Source organism: Salmonella sp. GDC200615 (genome assembly GCF_050574145.1).
GTDB lineage: Bacteria > Pseudomonadota > Gammaproteobacteria > Enterobacterales > Enterobacteriaceae > Salmonella > Salmonella enterica.
This window is the reverse complement of the sequence record NZ_CP192247.1, coordinates 4,067,534-4,093,594: the sequence shown is the minus strand read 5'-3', so window position 1 is coordinate 4,093,594 and position 26,061 is coordinate 4,067,534. Positions and strand designations below refer to the sequence as shown.

Sequence of the window (26,061 nt, the reverse complement as noted above, 5' to 3'; positions counted from 1 at the left end):
CCAGACCTACAAGGGCACAGGTCTGATAAGCGCAGCGCCAGCGAATAACTTATCAATGCCGGAACGGATTGCCGTTATTGCTGTTGGCGCGAGCGGCGGTCGGCTGTACTGCCGGCGCGGCGCTATGGGCATTATAACCGTCTGCGGCAGCATCCTGATCTGGCGTTTCCGGCGCTACGCTTTCCGGCGACGTCGGGATAGGTTTACCCAACTTACTGTTAAGCGCGAGCAGATCCTGCTCGTTCAGCGTACCGAGCGCATATTTGATATTTAACTGATTAATCAAATAGGTATAACGCGCGTTGGCCAGTTGCTGCTTGGCATCATACAGAGTGGTGGTGGCATCCAGTACGTCAACAATGGTACGTGTACCGACCGAGTAACCGGCTTCCATTGCATCCAAAGAACTTTGCGCGGAAACGACTGCCTGTTTATACGCGTTGATGCTGCTGATGGAGGCGTTAATATTGTTAAAGGAAGAACGTACGGTCTGCACCACGCTACGGTGCGCGCTTTCCAGCTGTTCGCTTGCGCCGACGAAGTTATACTGCGCCTGTTTTACCTGCGAGTTAACCATCCCGCCTTGATACAGCGGCAGGGAGAAGTTCAGGCCGATTTTATTCTGCCCCATGTTGCTATCGTCGTACTGGGCGGCGTTGGTTTTAGAACCGCTATAAGAGGTATCAGAAATGCCGGTTGAGGCCGTTAAATTCAGCGTCGGCAGATGACCATCCTGCGCCTGACGGATTTGCTCGCGCGCCAGATCCTGACTTAAACGCGCCTGCAACAGCGACAGGTTACGGTTTTCCGCTTCCTTCAGCAGCGCATTAACAGCTTTAGGCTTGTCGGTTTTAAAATGCTCGACGTTAAGCGACGCCAGCTCCGGGTAATAATTGCCGGTCACCTGGCGCAGCTCTTCTACCGCGTTATCCAGGTTGTTGCGGGCGGTCACTTCATTCGCCAGTACGGTATCATATTGCGCACGGGCGTTTTGCACGTCGGTAATGGCGACCAGACCCACGTTAAAACGTTGCGTCGTTTGATCTAACTGACGGTAGATAGCCTCTTTTTGCGCCTGGGTATAGGAAAGCACATCAATAGCGTTCAATACCTTAAAATACGCGTTCGCGGTATTGAGGATCAGCGTCTGCTGATCGGTCTGATAGGTGACATCCTGAATGCCTGCTGCTTTTTCTTGCAGGGTGAGCCCACGCCATTTCGACATATCAAACAGTGTCTGCGTTAATTGCAGGGAAGCGCTGGTTTCATTGGAGTTGATACCGTTCGCATCGCGATAACCGTTGCTGTAGGTGTAGTCGGCACCTAAACCCAGTTGCGGCAGTAAAGGACTACGCGCTTCGTTAATTTTTTCGAATGCAGCATCGCGATCGGCAGCGGATTTACGCAATTCCGGGTTGCTCAGGCGTGCTTGCTGATAAACTTGCATCAGGTTCTCTGCCTGGCTTAGTGTGCTGAACCCCGACAGGCTCAGGCCGATAAGGATGGGGAGCAATTTCTTCATTTGCATTCCTTGTTGTGAAGCAGTATTTAGCGCTGATCAATTTGTAAAAATAATTGCTGATTCTAGCAGAATCCGCCACTGCAAAAAGTTGGCGTTACGTGCCATACGAGCCTTAATTGGCACCAATTTACCACAAGGGTGATAAAACAGCAGTCAACCACCCTTGAAATTCATCATTTAATCATTATTGCTAGCAGGGCAGCACAATGCGTAAATCAGACAACTTGCCAGTTACTTTCACCAAAAGCGATGTAGAAATTATTGCACGGGAAACGCGCTATCGCGGTTTTTTTTCATTGGATGTGTATCGATTCCGCCATCGTTTATTCAACGGAGAAATGAGTGGCGAGGTAAAGCGCGAAATTTTTGAGCGCGGGCACGCCGCCGTCTTGCTACCCTTTGACCCTGAACGCGACGAGGTGGTGCTGGTCGAACAGATTCGTATTGCCGCGTACGACACAAGCGTTACGCCGTGGCTGCTGGAGATGGTCGCCGGCATGATAGAAGAAGGCGAAACCATTGAGGCGGTCGCCCGGCGGGAGGCGATGGAAGAAGCGGGGCTGACCGTAGGCCGCACCCGACCGGTCATCAGTTACCTGGCGAGTCCAGGAGGAACCAGCGAGCGCTCATCTATTCTGGTGGGTGAAGTGGACGCCACGACCGCGGTAGGTATTCATGGTCTGGCGGATGAAAACGAAGATATTCGGGTTCATGTGGTAAGCCGGGAACAGGCATACCAGTGGGTAGAAGAGGGGAAAATCGACAACGCAGCCGCAGTCATCGCTTTGCAATGGCTTCAGTTGCATCATCAAGAGTTAAAAAACGAGTGGAAAAAATGAAGCGTTATACACCTGACTTCCCAGAAATGATGCGTTTGTGCGAAACCAATTTTTCGCAATTGCGCCGCCTGCTGCCGCGCAATGACGCCCCCGGTGAAACGGTGAGCTATCAGGTGGGCAACGTACAATATCGGTTAACGATTGTGGAATCGACCCGATACACTACGCTTGTAACGATCGAGCAAACGGCGCCAGCCATCACCTACTGGAGCCTGCCGTCGCTGACGGTGCGCCTCTACCATGATGCGATGGTGGCTGAAGTGTGTTCAAGCCAGCAGATCTTTCGCTTCAAAGCGCGGTATGATTATCCAAATAAAAAGTTGCATCAACGCGACGAAAAGCATCAAATTAATCAGTTTCTGGCCGACTGGCTACGATTCTGTTTAGCACATGGAGCGATGGCGATTCCGGTTTATTAGCGTCGTGAAACCTAAGGACACCATTTGGAAAGCCTGTTAACCCTACCTCTGGCTGGTGAGGCCCGAGTCAGGATTTTACAAATTACAGATACTCACCTGTTTGCCGAAAAGCATGAAACGCTGTTAGGCGTCAATACCTGGGAAAGTTACCAGGCCGTGCTGGAGGCTATTCGGGCGCAACAGTATGAATATGATCTGATCGTGGCCACCGGCGATCTGGCGCAGGATCAATCCGCTGCGGCTTATCAGCATTTTGCTGAGGGTATCGCAAGCTTTCGCGCGCCTTGCGTTTGGCTACCGGGCAATCATGATTTTCAGCCGGCAATGTACAGCGCGCTGCAAGAGGCGGGGATTTCCCCGGCTAAACGCGTGTTAATCGGTGAACAATGGCAGATTTTGTTGCTGGATAGCCAGGTGTTTGGCGTCCCGCATGGCGAACTGAGCGAGTTCCAACTGGAATGGCTTGAGCGTAAGCTCGCCGATGCGCCAGAGAGACAGACATTGCTCCTGTTGCACCACCATCCGTTGCCGGCAGGGTGCAGTTGGCTGGATCAGCACAGCTTGCGTAATGCTGGTGAGCTGGATAGCGTGCTGGCGAATTTCCCGCGTGTAAAGTATCTGCTATGCGGACATATTCACCAGGAGCTGGATCTCGACTGGAACGGACGGCGTCTGCTGGCGTCGCCGTCAACCTGCGTACAGTTCAAACCGCACTGCGCGAACTTTACGCTGGATACTATCGCGCCGGGCTGGCGTACGCTGGAGCTCCAGGCGAACGGCGTCCTGGAGACGGAAGTGCATCGCCTGCAGGATACCCGGTTCCGACCCGATACCGCTTCGGAAGGATACTGATGTCTACGCTTCTCTATTTGCACGGATTCAACAGTTCCCCTCGCTCGGCAAAAGCGTGCCAGCTAAAAAACTGGCTGGCGGAGCGTCATCCGCATGTCGAGATGATCGTCCCTCAACTACCGCCGTATCCTGCCGATGCGGCGGAGTTGCTGGAATCTCTCGTGCTTGAGCATGGCGGTGCGCCATTAGGGCTGGTAGGATCGTCGCTGGGTGGTTATTACGCCACCTGGCTGTCGCAATGTTTTATGCTGCCGGCTGTGGTGGTGAATCCCGCCGTGCGGCCCTTTGAATTACTGACCGACTATCTCGGTCAGAACGAGAACCCCTACACCGGGCAGCAATATGTGCTAGAGTCTCGCCATATTTATGATCTTAAAGTCATGCAGATTGACCCGCTGGAAGCGCCGGACCTGATCTGGCTACTGCAACAGACGGGCGATGAAGTGCTGGATTACCGCCAGGCGGTGGCATATTACGCCTCCTGCCGTCAGACAGTGACCGAGGGTGGTAATCACGCATTCACGGGCTTCGAAGATTATTTCAACCAGATTGTCGATTTTCTTGGACTGCACAGTTGCTGACAATCAATTCGAATTGCTAATTAAACCATGACGCAAACTTATAACGCTGATGCCATTGAGGTACTCACTGGGCTTGAGCCGGTACGCCGCCGCCCGGGGATGTACACCGATACGACCCGTCCCAACCATTTGGGTCAGGAAGTAATTGATAATAGTGTGGATGAAGCACTGGCAGGTCACGCCAAACGCGTGGATGTCATTTTACATGCCGATCAATCGCTGGAAGTGATTGACGACGGACGCGGGATGCCGGTGGATATCCATCCGGAAGAGGGGGTTCCGGCGGTAGAACTGATCCTCTGTCGGCTTCATGCCGGCGGTAAATTCTCCAATAAGAACTATCAGTTCTCTGGTGGTCTGCATGGGGTGGGGATTTCGGTCGTGAATGCCCTGTCAAAGCGCGTGGAAGTGACCGTGCGCCGCGACGGTCAGGTCTATAACATCGCGTTTGAAAACGGCGAGAAAGTGCAGGATTTGCAGGTTGTCGGCACCTGCGGTAAACGTAATACTGGCACCAGCGTCCATTTCTGGCCGGACGAAAGTTTCTTCGACAGCCCGCGTTTTTCTGTCTCTCGCTTAATGCACGTTCTGAAATCAAAAGCGGTGCTGTGTCCCGGCGTGGAAATCACTTTTAAAGATGAAGTGAATAACAGCGAGCAGCGCTGGTGCTACCAGGATGGTCTGAACGACTATCTGGGCGAAGCGGTAAACGGCCTGCCGACGCTGCCGGAAAAGCCGTTTATCGGTAATTTTAACGGTGAAACGGAAGCTGTTGACTGGGCGCTATTGTGGCTGCCGGAAGGCGGCGAATTACTGACGGAAAGCTACGTCAACCTGATCCCGACCATGCAGGGGGGGACGCACGTCAACGGTCTGCGCCAGGGCCTGCTCGACGCGATGCGCGAATTTTGCGAATACCGCAATATTCTGCCGCGCGGCGTCAAACTGTCGGCGGAAGATATCTGGGATCGCTGCGCTTATGTGCTCTCCGTGAAAATGCAGGACCCGCAATTTGCCGGGCAGACCAAAGAGCGTCTGTCGTCGCGTCAATGTGCGGCATTTGTTTCCGGCGTGGTGAAAGATGCCTTCAGCCTGTGGCTGAACCAGAACGTGCAGGCGGCGGAACAACTGGCAGAGATGGCGATTGCCAGCGCGCAGCGGCGACTGCGCGCCGCAAAAAAAGTGGTACGCAAAAAGCTCACCAGCGGTCCGGCGTTGCCGGGGAAACTGGCGGACTGTACCGCGCAGGATCTTAATCGGACCGAGCTGTTCCTTGTGGAAGGGGATTCGGCGGGCGGTTCCGCCAAGCAGGCGCGCGATCGCGAATATCAGGCGATCATGCCGCTCAAAGGTAAGATCCTTAACACTTGGGAAGTCTCTTCCGATGAAGTGCTGGCCTCGCAAGAGGTGCATGATATTTCCGTGGCGATCGGTATCGATCCGGACAGCGACGATCTGAGTCAGCTGCGCTACGGCAAGATCTGTATCCTGGCGGATGCGGACTCCGATGGTTTGCATATCGCTACTCTGCTTTGCGCGCTGTTTGTCAGACATTTCCGCGCGCTGGTGAAGAATGGTCATGTCTACGTCGCGCTGCCGCCGCTATACCGTATCGATTTGGGTAAAGAGGTCTATTACGCGCTGACGGAAGAAGAGAAGGCGGGCGTACTGGAACAACTGAAGCGTAAGAAAGGCAAGCCGAACGTACAGCGTTTCAAAGGCCTGGGTGAAATGAACCCGATGCAGTTACGCGAAACCACGCTTGATCCAAATACTCGCCGCCTGGTGCAGCTCACCATTAGCGATGAAGACGATCAGCGTACTAACGCGATGATGGATATGCTGCTGGCGAAGAAACGTTCTGAAGATCGACGCAACTGGCTACAGGAAAAAGGCGATCTCGCGGATCTCGACGTGTAACGATTGTTGCACGCTTTATCCGGTCTGCGCGCCGCAGGCCGGATAAGCGAATTCGACATGACGCCGCAGCCTGATGGCGACACTTGCGCATCGCATCAGGGAGACGTCAGACGAGGGTAATAACTTAAACGCCGGATTCCAGAATACGAATATTCATTTCCAGCACATCGTCTTTTACCGCGTCGCTGTAGGCTTTCATATGCGGGGTTTGCAGATGCGCCTCAAGGTGCGCAACGCTTTCCCACTGTTCAATCATCACGATCGAGTCAGGCGCCAGAGTCTGAAAACTCACGCCCGCGGCATGATCCACCATCGGTGCGTAACCGTGGCACCCCTCTTCTTTAAGAACGGTTGGAATAATTTTCGCAAACTGGTCGAGGACGGCCTGACGGTGATGTTGGCCCGGACGCGTGCGAATTTCGGCAATGACGGTAAGCATGGTTAACTCCTTCTAATTCCAGGATGACCAGTTAAGCAAAAATTTCGCTCAGATGCTTGCGATATTCTGCGGTATAGCGCGGAACATCCGGCATTTTAATCACGTCGTTGGCAATAAACGTTGGCAGCGCGTCCATGCCCAGGAACTGGTTGGCTTTATGGAATGGCAGATAGACGCCATCTACGCCTACGCCGTGGAAAAATTGATCTTTTTCGGTAAATGCTTCCATCGGCGCGTTCCACGTCAGTGACAGCATATATTTTTTCCCCTGCACCAGACCGCCGGAACCGTACTTTTTAGCGGCATCGGAACGCGTGCGGCCATCGCTGGCATAGAGCGTGCCGTGACCTTCGGTAAAGACATCATCCATATATTTTTTTACTGTCCATGGCGCGCCCATCCACCAGCCTGGCATCTGCCAAATCACCACGTCAGCCCAGACGAAATTCTGCACCTCTTCTTTAATGTCATAGTCGCTGTCGGCGCGGACGATCTTAACCTGATGACCCAGATCGCGCAGCAGCCCATCGGCAACTTCGGTCAGGGTGTCATTTAACTGGCCGTTGGAGTGCGCGAATTTTTTCGCCCCGTTGATAATCAGGATGTTACTCATTTTGTGTCCTCAAGAAATGCGTTTGCTGCTGATTCTACGCTGACGGGCGGTGCGGTGAAATTAGCAAAATGTGCAAAGTCTTTTGCGTTTTTGGCAAAAGTCTGTGTTACCAACTTACTACGGCCTCAAATCCACCTTCCGCGGCGTTGCCAAACGACACCGTCATGCCGTGCAGCGTAGCGATGCGACGGACGATTGATAATCCCAGACCGCTGCCGGTCACACTTTGGCCAGGCGGGCGGTAAAAACGCTCGCCGATATGCGTCAGAATCTCTGGCGCTACACCAGGGCCATTATCTCTGACGGTGAAGCTGCGGGCATGTAAGGTAACGTCGACGACGCTGCCTTGCGGACTGTAGCGAATCGCATTATCCAGCAGGTTACGCACTAACAGGCTTAAGAGTAGCGGCTGGCCGGTACGTATGACGTCATGGGCGTTAAGCTGTAAACGCACGTCGATATTCGCCTGCTGCGCCGGATGATAAATATCCATTACCGCGGACTGCAGCAGCTCTTCCAGCGAAATCTCCGCTACATCCTGCAAATTATTGAGCGAGTCGAGACGCGATAACGTCAGTAGCTGATCGACCAGCCGCGTGGCGCGATCGATCCCCGCATGGAGCTGGGTCAGCGCTTTATCACGCGATAGCGGATCGTCGCCCGAGAGCTGCGCCACCTCGGTTTGTACTTTCAGCGCGGCCAGCGGGCTGCGCAATTCATGGGCGGCGTCGGAGGTAAATCGCCGTTCGCGCACCATCATGGAGTGGATGCGGCTAAAAAGCTGATTAAGCGCTTCGACCAGTGGGCGAACCTCGCTCGGTACGCCTTTGGCGTCGAGCGGCGTTTCCGATTCCGGCGACCGGAAGCGTAGCGCCTGCGCCAGTTTTTTCAACGGTCTGAGCTCGCGGTGAAGCAGGAGCAATAAAATCAGCAGCATGAAGGGAAGGGCGATCAGCCACGGCGTTAATTGCGCCGCTACGATCGCCAGCGCCATATCTTCGCGGTAATCCCACTCCTGACCGACGACGATACGATACTTGCCGTCCGCCGAGTTCAACCACAAAAAACGCCAGAGGTCGTTGTCATCCTTCAGATAGCCATTGTCGAAACCTTCCCGGCGATAGCGATACGGAATATCCTGGCCGTTGTCGCCATCATGCAGCAACATTTTGCCATCAGCGGAAAAGATGGCGAACGCCAGCGCATCGTCATCGATATGCCCATGTTTTAATTTCTTTGGCGTATGCGCCATGCGCTGCGGGGCGTTGAGCTCGTTAAGATCGAGGGTGCTAAGCCGTCTGGCGAACAACATCAACTGTGTGTCAAACAGCTCGTCGACATTATCCGTCGTCTTTCTCCAGGCCACAAAACTGGAGATTGCCCAGGTGATGGAGACCAGAATCAGGAAAATAAGCGTCAGCCTGACGCGCAGGCTGAGACGTTGCGTCAATTTCATGCGTCACCCAGGGTGTAGCCGATGCCGTGCATGGTGCGAATAAATTCGCTGCCGAGCTTGCGGCGTAAATGATGAACATGGACTTCCACTGCATTGCTGGACACGTCGTCATCCCAGTTATACAGCTTCTCTTCAATAAGCTTGCGCGGCAGCACGCGACCTTTGTTGCGCAGTAAGAGTTCCAGCAACGCGAACTCTTTTGGTTTTAGGGCCAGCGGTTCGCCGGCAAGCGTCGCGACGAGATTGCCTGGATTGAGCGTCACCTGGCCGTGGCGCAATTCGCTACTGGCCTGACCGCTGGCGCGGCGTACCAGCGCCTCCAGACGGGCGGCGACCTCAATGAGCGCGAAAGGTTTACATAAATAGTCATCGGCGCCCAGACGTAGCCCCTCGACGCGCTCTGCTAACGCGTCGCGCGCCGTCAGGATCAGTACCGGTTCCTGTTTACCCTTTTCGCGCCATTCGCGCAAAATATCCCGTCCGTCCATGCCTGGCAGCGTCAAATCTAAAATAACCGCATCATAAGGCGCGCTGTAAAGCGCCTCTTTGCCCGGACGTCCCTCGGTAAACCAGTCGACGCTGAAACCCATTTTACTCAGGCCCGCTTTTATGCCATCGCCAATAAGTGTGTCATCTTCTACCAGTAAAATTCGCATCTGTTCTTCCTTGCGGTAACTCGCGTTACCGTCAGTTAACCTTGTCGCCGCAGGCGATGTACAGAAAAAAAGATTCTTTTTTTGCCTTAAGAAGTTGTTAAGGATTACCTTATTAAATGGATCTGAAACGACATGAAAGGGAAAAGTAATCATGAAAAAATTAGCTGCAATCGTTGCCGTTATGGCACTGTGTTCTACCCCGGTTCTGGCGGCTCAGCAGGGCGGTTTCTCCGGCCCGTCGGCGACGCAAACGCAAGGCGGCGGATTTGTCGGCCCGAACGGCAGCAGCACGACGGTAGAGAGCGCTAAATCGCTGCGTGACGATGCGTGGGTAACGTTGCGCGGGAATATCGTCGAGCACATTTCCGACGACCTGTATGTGTTTAAAGATGCGACCGGTACTATCAATGTGGATATTGACCACAAGCGCTGGAACGGCCTGACCGTAACCCCGCAGGATACCGTTGAAATTCAGGGTGAAGTGGATAAAGACTGGAACTCTGTCGAAATCGACGTAAAACAGATTCGTAAAGTGAATCCGTAATCCCACATTGCGCAAGATCGGTCAGGATTCACAGCCGCCCGGTGGGCAGAATAGGCCACAAGGAGGCAGTGATGAATGACCTGATCAGCGCGGCTTATTCCGAACGTCTGCGGCGCGTTTGCGACCACATTGAGCGTCATCTGGATGAGCCTCTGTCGCTTGAGGCGTTAAGCCGGATGGCGCACAGCTCGCCGTTTCATTTTCACCGGCAGTTTACCGTCTGGAGCGGGCTTCCGCTCTATCGCTATATCCAGTGGCTGCGTTTGCGCCGGGCGTCATGGCGGCTGGCGTTTAATCCGCAAGATAAAGTTATCGATATCGCGCTGGATGCCGGATTTCAGAATCCGGAGTCGTTCACACGTGCTTTCAAAACCGCGTTTGGTCAAAGCCCGTGCCGGTTTCGGCAATCGCCGGACTGGCTGGCCTGGCACCAACGCGTTCCTAAACTTGCGTTACAGGAGCAGCATGTCATGGACGTAAAAATCGTTGAATTTCCACCTACCCGCGTCGCGATGCTGACGCATCTGGGGCATCCGGATAAGGTCAACGCCAGCGCGGCGAAATTTATTGCATGGCGACGCGAAACGGGCCAGTCGCCGATTGCCAGCAGTCAAACTTTTGGTATTGCCTGGCACGACCCGCAGACGACGCCGCCGGCTCAATTCCGCTTTGATATCTGCGGCAGCGTCCGCCAGCCGATAGCCGAAAATGACGTTGGCGTGGTGAATAGCGAGATTCCTGGCGGGCGCTGCGCGGTGGTGCGCCATCAGGGATCGCTCGACAGCCTCCCGGAGAGTGTGTGGTATTTATTCCGCGAATGGCTACCCGCCAGCGGTGAGACGCCGCGCGATTTTCCGGTCTTCTTCCAGTACCTGAATTTCGTCCATGAGGTCGCGGAACATGAGCTGCTGACGGATATCTATCTGCCGCTTCGTTAACTTCCTCGCCACCTGTCTCACGGTTTGTGACTCAGACCGTGAGATAGGGTATTATCTGCGGCAATATTGCCGTCCGAACGGTCAGCATGCAGATTGAGGATCCCCTGTTAATGAGCGATATGGCAGAGCGCCTTGCGCTACATGAATTTACGGAAAACGCCTACTTAAACTACTCCATGTACGTGATCATGGATCGTGCGTTGCCGTTTATTGGCGACGGCCTGAAGCCGGTACAGCGCCGCATCGTCTATGCGATGTCAGAGCTGGGGCTGAACGCCACCGCTAAATTTAAAAAATCCGCCCGTACCGTTGGTGACGTACTGGGTAAGTATCACCCGCATGGCGACAGCGCCTGCTATGAAGCCATGGTGCTGATGGCGCAGCCGTTCTCTTACCGTTACCCGCTGGTCGATGGCCAGGGGAACTGGGGCGCGCCGGATGATCCGAAGTCATTCGCGGCGATGCGTTATACCGAATCCCGCCTGTCCAAATACGCCGAGCTGCTGTTAAGCGAACTCGGTCAGGGGACGGCGGACTGGGTGCCAAACTTCGACGGCACCATGCAGGAACCGAAAATGTTACCGGCGCGTCTGCCGAACATCCTGCTGAACGGCACCACCGGTATTGCGGTGGGCATGGCAACAGATATTCCGCCGCATAACCTGCGAGAAGTGGCGAAAGCGGCGATTACGCTGATTGAGCAGCCGAAAACGACGCTGGATCAGTTGCTGGATATCGTCCAGGGGCCGGATTACCCGACCGAAGCGGAGATCATTACCCCTCGTGCGGAAATTCGTAAAATTTACGAAAATGGGCGTGGCTCCGTGCGTATGCGCGCGGTATGGACCAAAGAAGACGGCGCCGTGGTGATCACCGCGTTGCCGCATCAGGTATCTGGCGCAAAAGTGCTGGAGCAGATTGCTGCGCAGATGCGCAATAAAAAACTGCCGATGGTGGACGACCTGCGCGATGAATCGGATCACGAAAACCCGACGCGTTTAGTGATTGTCCCGCGCTCCAACCGTGTGGATATGGAGCAGGTGATGAACCATCTGTTCGCCACCACCGATCTGGAAAAAAGCTACCGTATTAACCTGAACATGATCGGTCTGGATGGTCGTCCGGCGGTGAAAAACCTGCTGGAGATCCTCACCGAGTGGCTGGCGTTCCGCCGCGACACGGTGCGCCGTCGTCTGAACTATCGTCTGGAGAAAGTGCTTAAGCGCCTGCATATCCTCGAAGGTTTGCTGGTGGCGTTTCTCAACATCGATGAAGTGATCGAGATTATCCGTAACGAGGATGAGCCGAAACCCGCGCTGATGTCGCGTTTCGGCATCAGCGAAACCCAGGCGGAAGCGATTCTCGAACTGAAACTGCGTCATCTCGCCAAACTGGAAGAGATGAAAATTCGCGGCGAGCAGGACGAGCTGGAAAAAGAGCGTGACCAGTTGCAGGGCATTCTCGCGTCCGAACGCAAAATGAATACCTTGCTGAAAAAAGAGCTACAGGCAGATTCCGATGCCTATGGCGACGATCGCCGTTCTCCGCTGCGTGAGCGCGAAGAAGCTAAAGCGATGAGCGAACACGACATGCTGCCGTCCGAACCGGTGACTATCGTGCTGTCGCAGATGGGCTGGGTGCGCAGCGCCAAAGGTCATGATATTGATGCGCCGGGGCTTAACTATAAAGCGGGCGACAGCTTTAAAGCCGCGGTGAAAGGTAAGAGTAATCAACCGGTGGTGTTTATTGATACCACCGGGCGCAGCTATGCTATTGATCCCATTACGCTTCCGTCGGCGCGTGGGCAGGGCGAGCCGCTGACCGGCAAACTCACGCTGCCGCCGGGGGCGACCGTAGAGCATATGCTGATGGAAGGCGATGACCAGAAACTGCTGATGGCGTCGGATGCGGGCTACGGCTTCGTTTGTACGTTTAACGATCTGGTTGCCCGTAACCGTGCCGGTAAGGCGTTGATTACACTGCCGGAAAATGCGCACGTCATGCCGCCGCTGGTGATTGAAGACGAGCACGATATGCTGCTGGCGATTACCCAGGCCGGACGGATGTTGATGTTCCCGGTAGACTCTCTGCCGCAGCTGTCGAAAGGCAAAGGGAATAAGATCATTAATATCCCCTCTGCAGAAGCGGCGAAAGGCGATGATGGACTGGCGCACCTGTACGTGCTGCCGCCACAAAGCACTCTGACTATCCATGTCGGGAAGCGCAAAATCAAACTGCGCCCTGAAGAGTTACAAAAGGTAGTCGGTGAACGCGGACGCCGTGGCACATTAATGCGCGGCCTGCAGCGTATCGATCGCATTGAGATTGATTCGCCGCATCGCGTAAGTCATGGCGACAGCGAAGAGTAAGACAGGGGCGCCCGTAGGCCGGACAAGGCATCTAAGCCGCCATCCGGCGCTCTGCCGTTGCCGGATGACGACGCAGTAGCGTCTTATCCGGCCTACGGTTTCAGATCGGATTAACATTAAAATTTCCCGTAAAACCGTTGTTTATTCGTGCATTGCGATTAACAATACGTTTTTCCAGAGAGCCACACTTACCAAAATCCTAACCTGAATTTCAGGTGACGTAGAATGCCGGGCTCTTAGGCCTTCAGAGGTTGTTATGCTATATATTTTTCGTCTTATTGTTACCGTTATTTACTCCATTCTGGTCTGTGTTTTCGGTTCTATTTACTGCCTTTTCAGCCCACGTAACCCAAAACACGTGGCGACGTTTGGACATATGTTCGGTCGTCTGGCCCCGCTGTTTGGCCTGAAAGTGGAGTGCCGCAAACCCGCCGACGCGGAAAACTATGGCAATGCTATCTATATTGCTAACCACCAGAATAATTATGATATGGTCACGGCGGCGAATATTGTGCAGCCGCCAACGGTGACGGTGGGGAAAAAAAGCCTGCTTTGGATCCCGTTTTTTGGGCAACTGTACTGGCTGACCGGTAATCTGTTGATTGACCGTAATAACCGCGCCAAAGCGCATAGCACCATTGCGGCAGTGGTTAACCATTTTAAAAAGCGCCGTATTTCTATCTGGATGTTCCCTGAAGGTACGCGTAGCCGGGGACGCGGTCTGCTGCCGTTTAAAACCGGCGCGTTTCATGCGGCTATCGCGGCTGGTGTGCCGATCATTCCTGTCTGCGTTTCCAACACCTCTAACAAAGTCAATCTAAACCGCCTGAACAACGGACTGGTTATTGTGGAAATGCTGCCGCCAGTCGATGTCAGCGAATATGGTAAAGATCAGGTTCGCGAGCTGGCGGCCCACTGCCGTGCGTTAATGGAGCAAAAAATCGCGGAACTTGATAAAGAGGTTGCGGAACGTGAAGCGACCGGTAAGGTTTAAGCAGTCTTACTCTGTTATTGTAGAAATCATTTTTTCAGGCACAACTCTTTAGCCTGTTTTACATGGAGCTTATATGTCATTCAGTCGGCGTCAGTTTCTTCAGGCATCGGGAATCGCACTATGTGCAGGCGCGATTCCCCTCAGGGCGAATGCTGCCGGTCAGCAACAGCCGTTGCCTGTTCCGCCGTTGCTGGAGTCCCGTCGCGGGCAGCCGTTGTTTATGACGCTACAGCGAGCGCACTGGTCCTTTACGCAAGGCACGCGCGCGCCGGTCTGGGGAGTGAACGGTCGTTATCTGGGGCCGACAATCCGCGTCTGGAAAGGCGATGACGTTAAACTCATCTATAGCAACCGCCTGGCGGAAAATGTCTCCATGACGGTTGCTGGTTTACTGGTGCCGGGGCCGCTGATGGGTGGCCCGGCGCGTATGATGTCGCCGAACGCGGACTGGGCGCCGGTGTTGCCGATTCGTCAGAGCGCCGCGACGCTGTGGTATCACGCTAACACGCCTAACCGCACTGCGCAGCAGGTGTATAACGGCCTGGCCGGAATGTGGCTGGTCGAAGACGACATTAGTAAAACGCTGCCCATTCCGAACCATTACGGCGTGGATGATTTTCCCGTCATTATCCAGGATAAACGGCTGGATAACTTTGGGACGCCGGAGTACAGCGAACCGGGAAGCGGTGGTTTTGTCGGCGATACGCTGCTGGTGAACGGCGCGCAAAGCCCCTATGTCGAAGTGTCCCGCGGCTGGGTGCGGTTACGGTTGTTGAACGCCTCGAACTCGCGGCGCTATCAGCTTCAGATGAGCGATGGCCGGGCGCTGCATGTGATTTCAGGCGATCAGGGCTTTTTACCTGCGCCGGTTTCCGTCAAACAGTTGTCACTGGCGCCCGGCGAGCGACGTGAAATCCTGGTTGATATGACCAACGGCGACGAAGTCTCGATCACCTGCGGGGAAGCGGCCAGCATAGTCGATCGGATTCGCGGTTTCTTTGAGCCTTCCAGTATTCTGGTTTCGACCCTGGTGCTGACGTTACGGCCAACCGGATTGCTGCCGCTGGTGACCGATAATCTGCCGATGCGTCTGTTGCCGACGGAGATCATGAGCGGCGCGCCTGTCCGCAGTCGGGACATCAGTCTTGGCGACGATCCGGGGATTAACGGCCAACTGTGGGATGTGAATCGCATTGATATTACCGCCCAACAAGGCACCTGGGAGCGCTGGACGGTACGCGCCGATATGCCGCAGTCGTTCCATATTGAGGGCGTCTCTTTCCTGATTCGTAACATCAACGGCGCTATGCCGTTCCCGGAAGATAGAGGCTGGAAAGATACCGTCTGGGTGGATGGGCAAGTCGAATTGCTGGTCTATTACGGTCAGCCGTCCTGGCCGCACTTCCCGTTCTATTTCAACAGCCAGACGCTGGAAATGGCTGACCGCGGCTCGATTGGGCAAATGCTGGTGAATCCGGCGTCGTAAAGCGTCCGAGTACGGGTCTGAATAGCGCAGACCCGTCAGGGTTTTCAGGAAGGAGCAAACAGCGTGGGAAGCAGCAGACTCAACTGCGGGAAGTAGCAAATCATCGCCATGACCACAAAGAGTGCCAGAAACATCGGTAATAGCGGTTTGACGACTTTATCAATACTGATTTTGCCGATACTGCAACCGACGAACAAAATAGTGCCTACCGGGGGCGTACACAGTCCGATGGTTAAATTGAAAACCATAATAATGCCAAAATGGACAGGGTCGATTCCCAGATGTTGAGCAATGGGAAGGAAAATAGGCGTAAAGATCAGAATAGCCGGGGTAATATCCATAAACGTCCCGACGAGTAACAAAATGAGATTGATAATCAGCAAGATGACCCATTTATTTTCGGACACGCTGGTAATCATTTCATTAATCAGTTCAGGAACATCAGCATTGGTCATCGCCCATGACATTCCCATTGAGCAGCCGACCAGTAAGAGAACAATAGAGCTGGTTACTACCGAATCCAGCAGAATATCGCGCAACTTACTCACATTAATTTCTCGATAAATGGCCGCCAGCGCCAGGCTATAGATTACCGCGATCGCAGAGGCCTCTGTTGGCGTAAATACGCCGCCGATAATGCCGCCGATAATAATAAATATCAGCAACAGGCTGGGCAATGAATCGCGGAATACCGACAGAAACTGCCGCAGGTTGATGCGTTCGGCAACCGGGTAATGGTGGCGATGGGCATACAGCGCCGCTACCGTCATTAAAGCCAGCGCGGTTAAGATGCCGGGCAGGTAGCCCGCCAAAAACAGGGCGGCGACAGAGGTGCCGCCGCTAGCCAGCGAATAGACAATTAGCACATTGCTGGGCGGGATCATCAGGCCAATCGGCGCCGAAGCGACGTTGATCGCCGTAGAGAACGCCGGAGAGTAGCCCTCTTTTTCCTGTAATGGCGACATGATGCCGCCCACCGCGGCCGCAGAAGCGACAGCCGAGCCGGATATCGCGCCAAACAGGGTGTTCGCCAGAATATTGCAGTGCGCCAGCGAGCCGGGAAGGCGGCCAACTAACGCCTGAGCCAGATTCACCAGGCGCCGGGCGATTCCCCCGGTATTCATGATATTGCCGGCTAACACAAAAAAGGGGATCGCCAGCAGCGTAAAGCCATCGAGACCGACGGTCATTTTTTGCGAAATAACCGAGATTGCCGCATCCGGGGGAAGGGCTATCAGGATTGAGAATAAGGACGACAGCCCGATAGCGAATGTAATAGGAACGCCGACCGCCAGCATAATGGCAAAGCTGCCAAATAAAACAATTATTGGGTAAATATATTCAAAGTCCATATATCCCTCGTTAGCGAAGATGGCGCTGATGATAATTATCAATAACGTTCACAATGGTGTAGTACACCAGGATGACGCCGCTAATCGGCATGACCCAATAGACTTTATCCATAGGCCATTTTAATACCGGGGACATTTGGCTGACGTGCGCCGCTTTTTCAACAATAATATCACCGCCGTACACCATAAAAATCAGCGCGAACACGGTAATAATCACCTGAATGATACTGTCGAGCACGAGGGCGGGCGTTCGGGAGAGTTTTTGCGCTAACAAATCGATAGCTAAATGTTTTTTTAATCCGGCGGTATAGACGCCGCCTAACAGAATCATCCACATAAAAAGAATCTGGGTGAATTCGTCGAGCGTGCTGCTTGGCGCGTTGAATATAAAGCGCGCCGCCACCTGCCAGGATACGCAGGCAACCATGATCGCCAGAATAATACAGCAGCACCCGGCCAGTATTTTGTTCAGTGCATTGGTGAGTATTCGCATATTACATCCTGTAAAGGGCAGGAGAACCCTGCCCGGCAGATTTACATATTCTCGATGTATTCCAGATCCTTCGCTGATTGAGCATCTTTCGCGCGGAACTCATCAAACAAGGGCTTAACACGCTGTTTGAACGCGGATTTATCAATATCAACAACGGTCGCATTCATGGCCTTCATGCTCTCATAAGCCTCTTTTTCCGCGGCGGGCCAGATGACGTCTTTCATTTGCTGCATGGATTCATCTGCGGCTTTATATAACGCTTTCCGCTCTTTATCGCTCAATTTGTTAAGTACTTTGGTACTGATGACCAGGACATCCGGCACCATCGTGTGCTCGTCGCGGGAATAGAATTTCGCCACCTCCGCATGACGCATATCGGCATAAACCACGGGGTTGTTTTCGCCGCCATCGACCACGCCTTGCTGGAGCGCGGTATAGAGTTCGCCTTGCGCCATCGGCGTCGGCACGCCGCCGAGCGCTTTCACCATCGCGATAGCGCTGGGGCTTTGCTGCACTCTGATTTTCATACCGGCTAAATCGTCGGGTTGAGTGATGGGCTTACCAGCGTAAAAACTGCGGGCGCCGCCGTCGTACCAGGTTAAGCCGACGAAGCCTTTGCTTTCGGAGGACGCGAGAATGCGTTTCCCTAAGTCGCTTTTCAGTACGTTGTAGTAGTGATCGCGGTCGCGGAATAAAAACGGCAGGCTAAACACGCTATATTCCGGCGCAAAAGACTCCAGCGATGCCGCATTGACTTTCACCATTTGCAGAGCGCCGGAGTTCATCAATTCCAGCGATTCACGTTCGTTGCCCAGCGTGGCGTTGGGGTAAATACGAATATTTAATTCGCCGTCCGAATAGGCTTTCGCTTTATCGGCCAGATAGCTCATCGCTTTGTGAACGGCGTGGCTTTTATCCTGATTGTGGCTCAGTTTCAGCGTGGTTTTGGCGAGCGCTGGAAATGCCAGTAGCAAACAGCCGGCCAGTAATACCGCTGATGTTGTGAATGAACGTGTGTTTTTCATATCTGCTTCCTTATAGGTTGGGATTCCTGTGGTTATCGTTGATTAATTAATAACCTGCTGATACGTAAGGTATTGCGTAGGGGAAAGGCGTGGTGATGGTGTTCTTTATCCCCTGAACTCTGTCAGCCAATTTAATTTAATCAATAGACCAAAGAAAGAGATCTGGTTCACAGAAGAAAGTCATGGTAAAAACAGTGCCGTGAGCAATTCAGCGAAGTTTTTTTATATATTACTGATAATATGATATTTTTTACTTTTTGTTGTTATGGCGATACTGCGTTTTTAGACGTGGGTATAATTAATTGCATACCAATTTGGAGATATTCATAAGACCAATTTCAAACACATCAGGCCAGGCCGTTTAAAGTTGTTTCTATTTCGCGCCAGCCCTGCATATAAGGCGATAATCTCCTTCATTTTCGCTATAGATACGGCTTATAATCCCCGACCTTTGATTATTTTTTTGCCAATCGTTTTGGAAGCAATATGAGCGCTATCTCCCTGATCCAACCGGATCGCGACCTTTTCTCCTGGCAGCAGTACTGGGCCGCCTGCTTTGGGCCGGCGCCGTTTTTGCCGATGTCACGTGACGAGATGGATCAACTTGGCTGGGATAGCTGCGACATTATTCTGGTAACCGGCGACGCCTACGTCGACCATCCGAGCTTCGGCATGGCGATTTGCGGTCGTATGCTGGAAGCGCAGGGCTTCCGCGTGGGGATCATCGCCCAGCCTGACTGGAACAGCAAAGACGACTTTATGCGTCTGGGAAAACCGAACCTGTTCTTCGGCGTCACCGCCGGCAACATGGACTCGATGATCAACCGTTACACCGCCGACCGTAAGCTGCGCCATGACGACGCCTACACCCCGGATAACGTCGCGGGCAAACGCCCGGACCGCGCCACGCTGGTCTATACCCAGCGTTGCAAAGAAGCGTGGAAAGATGTCCCGGTGATCCTTGGCGGCATTGAGGCCAGTCTGCGCCGTACCGCGCATTACGACTACTGGTCTGATACTGTGCGTCGTTCGGTGTTAGTCGATTCCAAAGCCGACATGCTGATGTTTGGCAACGGCGAGCGTCCGCTGGTGGAAGTGGCGCACCGTCTGGCAATGGGCGAAACCATCGATCAGATTCGCGACGTGCGTAACACTGCGATTATGGTTAAAGAAGCGCTGCCTGGCTGGAGCGGCGTCGACTCCACTCGTCTGGACACGCCGGGTAAAATCGATCCAATTCCCCATCCCTATGGTGAGGATCTGCCGTGCGCGGATAACAAGCCGGTCGCGCCGAAAAAGCAGGAAGCTAAAGCGATTACCGTGCAGCCGCCGCGTCCGAAGCCGTGGGAAAAAACCTATATCCTGCTGCCATCCTTTGAAAAGGTGAAAGGCGACAAGGTGCTGTACGCCCATGCGTCGCGTATTCTGCATCACGAAACTAACCCTGGCTGCGCGCGGGCGCTGATGCAAAAACACGGCGACCGCTATGTCTGGATCAACCCGCCCGCCATACCGCTCTCCACTGAAGAGATGGATAGCGTGTTTGCGCTGCCGTATCAGCGTGTGCCGCACCCGGCTTACGGCAATGCCCGTATTCCGGCCTATGAGATGATCCGCTTTTCGATCAATATCATGCGCGGCTGCTTTGGCGGCTGCTCTTTCTGCTCGATCACTGAACATGAAGGGCGCATCATTCAGAGCCGCTCGGAAGACTCTATTATCAACGAGATCGAAGCGATCCGCGACACGGTGCCGGGGTTTACCGGCGTGATCTCCGATCTGGGCGGTCCTACCGCGAACATGTATATGCTGCGCTGTAAGTCGCCGCGTGCGGAGCAGACCTGTCGTCGCCTGTCATGCGTCTATCCGGATATCTGTCCGCATATGGATACTGACCATACGCCGACGATCAATCTTTATCGCCGCGCCCGTGAGCTGAAAGGCATTAAGAAAATCTTAATTGCCTCCGGCGTGCGCTACGACATCGCCGTAGAAGATCCTCGCTACATTAAAGAGCTGGCGAGCCATCATGTGGGCGGCTATCTGAAGATTGCGCCGGAGCATACTGAAGAAGGTCCGCTGTCGAAAATGATGAAGCCGGGTATGGGCAGCTACGATCGCTTTAAAGAGTTATTTGACCTTTACTCTAAACAGGCCGGAAAAGAGCAGTATCTGATCCCGTATTTTATCTCCGCGCATCCGGGCACGCGGGACGAGGATATGGTGAATCTGGCGCTGTGGCTCAAGCGCCACCGCTTCCGTTTGGATCAGGTGCAGAACTTCTACCCGTCGCCGTTGGCGAATTCGACCACCATGTATTACACCGGCAAAAACCCGCTGGGTAAAATTGGTTATAAGAGTGAAGATGTGGTGGTGCCGAAGGGAGACAGGCAACGTCGCTTGCATAAGGCGCTGCTGCGTTATCACGATCCGGCGAACTGGCCGCTGATTCGCCAGGCGCTGGAAGCGATGGGGAAAAAGCATTTGATTGGCGGTCGCCGTGAGTGTCTGGTGCCTGCGCCGACCATTGAAGAGATGCGCGAAGCGCGTCGCCAGAACCGCAATACCCGCCCGGCGTTGACCAAGCATACGCCGGTGGAACGTCAGCGGCAGGGGCTTGCCGCTAATAAGAAGCGCGGGAAAGGCGCAGGGCGTTAATTACCTTTGAATCTGTTGCTTCTGGAAGCTAATGTTTTTGGAAGTAACAGACATCTAAATATATTGTATCGGTCTTTAGTAATTGCTAAATTACGGGGAGCTTTATATTTTATTTAAATATTATTGATTGTATAAATTAATTATATATTACCTTAATGATTAAGGCATGATGCTTTTATACAGCCCCAGAGGAGGGGATATCATGGGTATGATTATTATTCCCTGTTTTATCGTAATTGCTATAATAGCTGTTGTTATATTCATAATGGCTATTAAAGCATGTAGTATGGAAAAACGTGAAGATAGGCAAATGACTCTTGCAGGGATAATTTTAATGGGTGTTATTGCCGCTATTCCTGGATGGTTTTTGTACGAAATATTTAGCCACGCGCCGTAATATTTAACCTACTAGGGTTGATATATTAAAATAGATAAGAAGTATATAATCTAAGGTATAATGCCTGAAGGTGCTGCGCTTATCAGGTCTATGAATAGCACAGTTTTGTAGGCCGGATAAGGTGCTTACACCGCCATCCGGCAGAAGTGCTCCGTATTTATGCCTCACGAATTCTGGCCGCCAGCGCGGCCAGTTTTTCATCATCAGCCCGTTCATGATCGTGTGACGACAGATATCCTTCATACTGTTCGAAAAATTTATTCTGCCGCGATTCAATCGGTTTCCAGTGGGTTAAATCGCCAGTACCGTGCATGGGGCTTAATTTACTGTGCACATGGTCTACGCCGAAACCTTCGAAGAACATTCCCGTACGACTGACATCCGGGAAAGCCTTATCCAGTTTCTTAGCCACTTTTTGGGTCGCCAGCATCAGGTCCGCTAACGCCTGCGGCGGTAGATCGAACGCGTAGCTGGGGTAATGTTTTTTCGGGATCACTACGGTAAACCCATCGGTATTCGGAAAAATCGACAAAAAAGCCAGGTGATGCTCATCTTCCCAAACTTTATGACAAGGTGCTTTACCTTCAACTATTTGACAGAAAATGCAGGTCATTCCATTTCTCCGTTAACCGAGGGGCTTATCGATGAGTTAAGCGTTTAATACAACCCTAACACTTTCCACCATGCGAGGCCGACTGTCAAAAAGACCGCCTGATTAAAGAGACTGATAATAAATCCCGTTCGCCACTAGACGCCCGTCGGTACATAGCCGGCGCCAAAAAGAATGGGGCCGCGTGCGTGGGTATACTGCGTAAGAGAGCAGTACAGGCTGCTGGTAAACGCCAGCATGAGCGCCATCGGCGCCGCCGGAATATTCAGATGCAGACCGACGCCCAGAAATACCGCATACAGCGCGGCGATTTGCGCGTTGCCGCTGGCGAAAAAATAGTGGGTATAAAAATAGGCTGCGTTAAGCAGCAGCAGGATGATTATCCAACTGGTTCCATGCATCGTGCTGCCGATGCTGTCGCCAATCAGGTTGCCAAACCAGCTGGTGAATCCTAGTTTCTTCAACTGGTTAGCCATCATCAGCAGCGCGGCAAACCAAATCAACGTATCCTAGGCGCCTTTTTCGCTTTTAACGTCTTCCCAGGTGAGCACGCCGCTCAGTAATAAAATAGAGAGACCGACAAAAGAGGCCGTCGTGGCATCCACGCCGAGCGAGCTGCCAAAAATCCATAGCACCAGCAACACGCCGACGGTCGCCAGCATGAGCCACTCGCCGCGCGTCATACTGCCCATTTGCGCCAGCTCTTTGCGCGCCAAATCCGGCGCATCCGGCGTATGTTTAATTTCCGGACGCGTCAGCCAGTAGACCAGCAGCGGGACGATAAGAAAAGAGACCAGGCAAGGCAGGAGCGCGGCGATAAACCAACTTCCCCAGCTCAACGTAACGCCGGCGTTCGCCGCCAGTTTTACCGCCAGCAGGTTACCCGTATAACCGGTCATAAACAGTGCGGCGGTGACGTCGTTAACATTGCCAATACAGGTGATCAGAAAGGTGCCGATTTTGCTGCGAGACTCATCTTCCGGATGTGAATCAAAGCTGCGCGCCAGCGAGTCGGCGATCGGGTAAATCACGCCGCCGCAGCGCGCGGTGTTACTGGGCATCGCGGGGGAGAGGATCAGATCGGCAAACGCCAGACCATAAGCCAGACCCAGCGTTCGTTTACCTAACAGACGGATCATTTGTAGGGCGATACGCCGACCCAGCCCGGTTTTGATAAACCCACGGGCAATCATAAAGGCGACGACGATAAGCCAGATCAGCGAACTGTTCAGCTCGCTCAAGGCCGTGGTAATCGCGCCGCTGGCCGTTTTGTCGCCGGCAGCATAGGCGAGCGCAAAGACGGTGATGCCGATAATACCGACTGCGCCAATAGGCAGCACTTTCGCCACGATAGAGGCGATCGTCGCGACAAAAATAATCGCGGAATGCCAGGCCGGCGCGCTTAACCCGGAAGGGGGCGTTAGCTGCCACAGTCCGGCGGCGATAACCAGAATAAGAATAAATGGGAGCCATTTGACGCCCTGAGATTTTTTTTCCGCCACAATTACACATCCATAAATATTTTATATGTATTAAGTAAATTCATAATAAATATGAATAAATATTCACAAAATCAGAATAATTCTGCGCTTGTGTGTGGGGGAAATATACTGTTAAATGCGCGTAATTGTTTCTTAATGTTTCGGAATGCAAAAAAGCCCGACGACATCGTCGGGCATGGCGTGCGATAAATCCGGCTTAACCGCCGAACTGATCCGGATCGGGACCGAGGCGTTTTCCTTGATCCAGTTTTGCGATCTCGCCTAATTCATCTTTATCGAGACGGAAATCCCAGACAGCAAAGTTTTCCGCGATACGGGAAGGGGTGACGGATTTCGGAATGACGACCAGCCCGCAGTCCAGATGCCAGCGAATAACAATCTGGGCGGGCGTTTTGCCGTATTTATCCGCCAGTTCGCGAATCACTTTCTGATCGAATACGCCTTCGCCACCCTGCGCCAGCGGGCTCCAGGACTCGGTCTGGATTTTATGCGTCGCATTCCACGCATGTAGCTGGCGCTGTTGCATCAAGGGGTGAAGCTCGATCTGGTTGATCACAGGGGTAACGCCGGTTTCATCGATCAGACGCTGGAGGTGATGGATCTGAAAGTTACAGACCCCGATACTCTTTACCAGCCCCTCTTTTTGCAGCGCGATCATGCCTTTCCAGGCGTCGACATAGTGATCGATAGCCGGTACGGGCCAGTGCATCAGATAGAGATCGAGATAATCAAGCTGCAGTTTTTTCAGACTCTCCTGCAGGGCTTCGCGGGGACGTTTTTGATCGTCATTCCACAACTTGGTAGTGATAAACAGCTCTTCCCGCGCCACGCTCGCTGCTTTTAGCGCTTTGCCGACGCCTTCTTCATTCTGATATGCTGTGGCGGTATCAATCGATCGATAGCCCACCTCCAGCGCTTTATGAATCGCCGCGATCACCTCTTCATTGCTTGCTTTCCAGACTCCCAGCCCAAGTTGTGGCATTACGTTGCCATCCTGTAGCCTGATAATGGTTGGATTAGCCATGATGTGTTCCTCTTTTAATTGGCTCTCCGGAGTCGGGTCCGGCGAGACTAAGTGACTTAAGTCTGGACGAAATGGCCAAAAACGAAAGTCAGAGGCGAAAAAACCTTAGCGCGCCGCTTCATAAATCCGACGGCTGACATCCAGCGTAATATCCTGATTTTCACCTAAATTTGTGCATCCATGCGCCTCAAGTTTAGCCAGTAGCGCCGGAATAGTGCTGCCATCCAGACCGTAATCGGACAGACGGGTAGGCACGCCCATCTGTTCAAAGAAACGGCGGGTGGCGGCAATGGCGGCATCAATACGCTCGTCGTCGGAACCGTCGGTGATATTCCATACACGTTCAGCATATTGCAGGAGTTTTGCACGTTTAACGTCTCGTTTTTCGTTCCATAGCGCAGGCAGAATGATAGCCAGCGTCTGGGCATGATCGAGACCGTGCATCGCGGTAAGCTCATGGCCCAGCATATGTGTCGCCCAGTCCTGCGGAACACCAGCGCCAATCAGGCCATTCAACGCCTGAGTAGCGGCCCACATCACGTTAGCGCGGACGTCATAATTTTCAGGCTCTTGCAGCGCTTTGGGACCTTCTTCGATCAGTGTGAGTAAAATACCTTCGGCGAAACGATCCTGAATTTTGCCGTTAACCGGGTAAGTGACGTACTGCTCAACGGTATGGACGAAAGCATCCACGACGCCGTTCGCAACCTGGCGCGGCGGCAATGTATAGGTGTAGACCGGGTCCAGTACGGCAAACACCGGTTGCACGAACGAGGAGTGGAAGGCCTGTTTGTCGCCAGTGGTTTTACGGGAAATGACTGCGCCGGCGTTCGATTCTGAGCCGGTTGCCGGTAGGGTCAGCACAGACCCCATCGGGATTGCGCTACGAATCTCAGTACCGCCGGTTTCCAGAATGTGCCACGGATTGACGCCGTCCGTATACTGCGCCGCTGCGGCGATAAATTTGGTGCCGTCCAGTACGGAACCGCCGCCAACGGCCAGCAGGAAGGTAATATTTTCGTCGCGCACAAGCTGCACGGCCTTCATCAGCGTTTCATAGGACGGGTTCGGTTCAATACCGCCAAACTCCCGAACATCCAGTCCTTTTAACGCTTCCTGAACTTGCGCCAGTACGCCGGTCTTTTTCACGCTACCGCCGCCATAGGTAATCAGCACGCGGGCGTCCTGCGGGATTTGATCGCGAAGATCGACGATAGCGCCTTTACCAAACAGAATGCGGGTAGGGGTATGTAATTTGAAATTGTTCATTGCTCATTCCCTTATGTGGGTAAAAAGAGGGCAGGCGGCTGTCTGCCTGATGGTCATCATTGTGGTCTTGTGAGGGATGTCTCTCAATGCACATTTCTGCCAA

General features: G+C 53.3%; 23 protein-coding genes and 1 pseudogene. 12 read left to right on the top strand and 12 right to left on the bottom strand.

All coding sequences use genetic code 11. The annotated features are described in order from the left end of the window. Window positions 1-52: 52 nt before the first annotated feature. Window positions 53-1,528, bottom strand: a complete 1,476-nt coding sequence (tolC, locus tag ACQ29O_RS19825; protein WP_072200835.1) for an outer membrane channel protein TolC — start codon at window positions 1,526-1,528, stop codon at window positions 53-55. Between the two features lie 200 nt (window positions 1,529-1,728). Here tolC and nudF point away from each other — a divergent pair, with 200 nt between their 5' ends. Genes nudF through parE form a run of 5 tightly spaced genes read left to right on the top strand, consistent with a single transcriptional unit; the run spans window position 1,729 to window position 6,133 of the window. Then, on the top strand, window positions 1,729-2,361 hold the full coding sequence (gene nudF / locus ACQ29O_RS19820) for an ADP-ribose diphosphatase (protein WP_001231952.1): 633 nt from the start codon (window positions 1,729-1,731) through the stop codon (window positions 2,359-2,361). Further along, window positions 2,358-2,780 (top strand): DUF1249 family protein, encoded by a 423-nt coding sequence (locus ACQ29O_RS19815; RefSeq protein WP_000833404.1) that lies wholly within the window; start codon window positions 2,358-2,360, stop codon window positions 2,778-2,780. The genes nudF and ACQ29O_RS19815 overlap by 4 nt, the downstream gene beginning before the upstream one ends. A 24-nt stretch (window positions 2,781-2,804) precedes the next feature. Further along, window positions 2,805-3,632, top strand: a complete 828-nt coding sequence (cpdA, locus tag ACQ29O_RS19810) for a 3',5'-cyclic-AMP phosphodiesterase (protein ID WP_000444734.1) — start codon at window positions 2,805-2,807, stop codon at window positions 3,630-3,632. After that, a complete protein-coding gene (gene yqiA / locus ACQ29O_RS19805; protein WP_000105725.1) occupies window positions 3,632-4,213 on the top strand; it encodes an esterase YqiA in 582 nt (193 codons plus the stop codon). The genes cpdA and yqiA overlap by 1 nt, the downstream gene beginning before the upstream one ends. 27 nt (window positions 4,214-4,240) lie before the next feature. Continuing rightward, window positions 4,241-6,133 (top strand): DNA topoisomerase IV subunit B, encoded by a 1,893-nt coding sequence (gene parE, locus ACQ29O_RS19800; RefSeq protein WP_020937182.1) that lies wholly within the window; start codon window positions 4,241-4,243, stop codon window positions 6,131-6,133. Window positions 6,134-6,257: 124 nt separating this feature from the next. On the opposite strand, the gene ACQ29O_RS19795 is transcribed toward parE, so the two are convergent. The 4 genes from ACQ29O_RS19795 to qseB form a co-directional block, all read right to left on the bottom strand. Then, entirely contained in the window at window positions 6,258-6,572 is a 315-nt protein-coding gene (locus ACQ29O_RS19795) for a putative quinol monooxygenase (protein ID WP_000958587.1), read from the bottom strand. A 31-nt stretch (window positions 6,573-6,603) separates the two neighbouring features. Further along, a complete protein-coding gene (locus ACQ29O_RS19790) occupies window positions 6,604-7,185 on the bottom strand; it encodes an NAD(P)H-dependent oxidoreductase (protein WP_000065416.1) in 582 nt (193 codons plus the stop codon). Between the two features lie 106 nt (window positions 7,186-7,291). Further along, the gene (gene qseC, locus ACQ29O_RS19785) at window positions 7,292-8,641 is read right to left on the bottom strand and encodes a quorum sensing histidine kinase QseC (protein ID WP_000779338.1); all 1,350 of its coding nucleotides are present in this window, start codon (window positions 8,639-8,641) and stop codon (window positions 7,292-7,294) included. Then, on the bottom strand, window positions 8,638-9,297 hold the full coding sequence (qseB, locus tag ACQ29O_RS19780) for a quorum sensing response regulator transcription factor QseB (RefSeq protein ID WP_001221573.1): 660 nt from the start codon (window positions 9,295-9,297) through the stop codon (window positions 8,638-8,640). Before qseB ends, qseC begins: the two co-directional genes overlap by 4 nt. A 151-nt stretch (window positions 9,298-9,448) precedes the next feature. On the opposite strand from qseB, the gene ACQ29O_RS19775 reads away from it, so the two are divergent. From ACQ29O_RS19775 to ftsP, 5 genes are all read left to right on the top strand, one after another. Next, on the top strand, window positions 9,449-9,841 hold the full coding sequence (locus ACQ29O_RS19775) for a YgiW/YdeI family stress tolerance OB fold protein (RefSeq protein ID WP_000731545.1): 393 nt from the start codon (window positions 9,449-9,451) through the stop codon (window positions 9,839-9,841). Window positions 9,842-9,912: 71 nt separating this feature from the next. Next, the gene (locus ACQ29O_RS19770) at window positions 9,913-10,779 is read left to right on the top strand and encodes an AraC family transcriptional regulator (RefSeq protein WP_000998803.1); all 867 of its coding nucleotides are present in this window, start codon (window positions 9,913-9,915) and stop codon (window positions 10,777-10,779) included. Between the two features lie 110 nt (window positions 10,780-10,889). Next, entirely contained in the window at window positions 10,890-13,148 is a 2,259-nt protein-coding gene (parC, locus tag ACQ29O_RS19765) for a DNA topoisomerase IV subunit A (RefSeq protein WP_001281910.1), read from the top strand. Between the two features lie 256 nt (window positions 13,149-13,404). Continuing rightward, window positions 13,405-14,142 (top strand): 1-acylglycerol-3-phosphate O-acyltransferase, encoded by a 738-nt coding sequence (gene plsC, locus ACQ29O_RS19760; protein ID WP_000965730.1) that lies wholly within the window; start codon window positions 13,405-13,407, stop codon window positions 14,140-14,142. Between the two features lie 73 nt (window positions 14,143-14,215). Continuing rightward, window positions 14,216-15,628, top strand: a complete 1,413-nt coding sequence (gene ftsP, locus ACQ29O_RS19755; RefSeq protein WP_000010657.1) for a cell division protein FtsP — start codon at window positions 14,216-14,218, stop codon at window positions 15,626-15,628. Window positions 15,629-15,672: 44 nt separating this feature from the next. Here ftsP and ACQ29O_RS19750 read toward each other — a convergent pair whose 3' ends face one another. The 3 genes from ACQ29O_RS19750 to ACQ29O_RS19740 are packed head-to-tail and all read right to left on the bottom strand — an operon-like array spanning window position 15,673 to window position 18,498. Continuing rightward, on the bottom strand, window positions 15,673-16,980 hold the full coding sequence (locus tag ACQ29O_RS19750; protein WP_000345261.1) for a TRAP transporter large permease: 1,308 nt from the start codon (window positions 16,978-16,980) through the stop codon (window positions 15,673-15,675). A 10-nt stretch (window positions 16,981-16,990) separates the two neighbouring features. Then, on the bottom strand, window positions 16,991-17,473 hold the full coding sequence (locus tag ACQ29O_RS19745) for a TRAP transporter small permease (protein WP_001221825.1): 483 nt from the start codon (window positions 17,471-17,473) through the stop codon (window positions 16,991-16,993). Between the two features lie 41 nt (window positions 17,474-17,514). Next, a complete protein-coding gene (locus ACQ29O_RS19740) occupies window positions 17,515-18,498 on the bottom strand; it encodes a TRAP transporter substrate-binding protein (protein WP_000799367.1) in 984 nt (327 codons plus the stop codon). 486 nt (window positions 18,499-18,984) lie between these two features. Here ACQ29O_RS19740 and ACQ29O_RS19735 point away from each other — a divergent pair, with 486 nt between their 5' ends. Together ACQ29O_RS19735 and ACQ29O_RS19730 are read left to right on the top strand one after the other, a co-directional pair. Then, window positions 18,985-21,156 (top strand): YgiQ family radical SAM protein, encoded by a 2,172-nt coding sequence (locus ACQ29O_RS19735; RefSeq protein ID WP_001274474.1) that lies wholly within the window; start codon window positions 18,985-18,987, stop codon window positions 21,154-21,156. A gap of 202 nt (window positions 21,157-21,358) precedes the next feature. Continuing rightward, window positions 21,359-21,553: a hypothetical protein gene (locus ACQ29O_RS19730; protein ID WP_000525384.1), complete on the top strand. Its 195-nt coding sequence runs from the start codon at window positions 21,359-21,361 to the stop codon at window positions 21,551-21,553. 157 nt (window positions 21,554-21,710) lie between these two features. Here ACQ29O_RS19730 and ACQ29O_RS19725 read toward each other — a convergent pair whose 3' ends face one another. The 4 genes and pseudogenes from ACQ29O_RS19725 to yqhD all read right to left on the bottom strand — a co-directional run bounded on the left by ACQ29O_RS19725 (window position 21,711) and on the right by yqhD (window position 25,958). After that, window positions 21,711-22,166, bottom strand: a complete 456-nt coding sequence (locus tag ACQ29O_RS19725; protein ID WP_000128242.1) for an HIT family protein — start codon at window positions 22,164-22,166, stop codon at window positions 21,711-21,713. Window positions 22,167-22,210: 44 nt separating this feature from the next. After that, a pseudogene (locus ACQ29O_RS19720) lies at window positions 22,211-23,696 on the bottom strand (DASS family sodium-coupled anion symporter). Between the two features lie 165 nt (window positions 23,697-23,861). After that, entirely contained in the window at window positions 23,862-24,689 is an 828-nt protein-coding gene (gene dkgA / locus ACQ29O_RS19715) for a 2,5-didehydrogluconate reductase DkgA (protein WP_000013100.1), read from the bottom strand. Window positions 24,690-24,794: 105 nt separating this feature from the next. Continuing rightward, entirely contained in the window at window positions 24,795-25,958 is a 1,164-nt protein-coding gene (yqhD, locus tag ACQ29O_RS19710) for an alcohol dehydrogenase (RefSeq protein WP_001058726.1), read from the bottom strand. Window positions 25,959-26,061: the final 103 nt, after the last annotated feature.